This is a genomic window from Paenibacillus sp. GbtcB18, from assembly GCF_019091125.1.
Classification (GTDB): domain Bacteria; phylum Bacillota; class Bacilli; order Paenibacillales; family NBRC-103111; genus Paenibacillus_F; species Paenibacillus_F chitinolyticus.
On sequence record NZ_JAGXJX010000099.1, the window covers coordinates 1 to 584 of the forward strand.

Annotated in this window: 2 protein-coding genes; both read right to left on the reverse strand. The window is 35.1% G+C overall.

Going from position 1 to position 584, the window contains the following annotated elements; genetic code table 11:
• On the reverse strand, positions 1-392 hold a 392-nt coding region (locus KVT34_RS29685), incomplete at its 3' end, for a Rha family transcriptional regulator (RefSeq protein ID WP_217563236.1).
• A gap of 5 nt (positions 393-397) precedes the next feature.
• The gene (locus tag KVT34_RS29690) at positions 398-583 is read right to left on the reverse strand and encodes a helix-turn-helix domain-containing protein (RefSeq protein ID WP_217563237.1); all 186 of its coding nucleotides are present in this window, start codon (positions 581-583) and stop codon (positions 398-400) included.
• Position 584: the final 1 nt, after the last annotated feature.

The window sequence follows — 584 nt, forward strand, 5'->3', positions numbered from 1 at the left end:
ATAGTCATTTTCATATTCGCCAGGATACTTTCTTTTGCGTTCATCGCCTTTGGTTTATCACGGATATATTGTTGCATTCGTTCAAACTCTTGAATGAACTTAATCTTCATTTGAACTGCCTCTTTTGTGTTGTAACTCATAACAACTAATGTAAAAGCTTGTTCCGTCAGGTCGATTTTAGGATATAAACGTCCTCTACTCTCATAAGTTCGCTCGTGAAAATTTACGAGCGAAAATTCATAACCCGCATAATCCATTTGCTTGCGAATATCTTTCAGTACATTGTCATGAGTTTTCCCGAAGACTTCAGCAATCATCAAACTATCAGTTACAACTTTTCCATTGCTTTCAAATACTAATTGTTTATCATCTGTTGAACTTAGCGTGTTCATTTCCGTTATGAGACCTCCTTCATATCTAAGATCTTTATGATTTTAGCCCTGATATCCTTACCTTTTCGTTTATCACGGATAATATCCGATAAGTAAGCATTAGATATCCCAAGTAATTTCGCTAATTCTTTTTGGTGCATATTTTTAGCGAATAGCGTTGCTCGAACCTTCATGCCAAATTCATTTTTCATT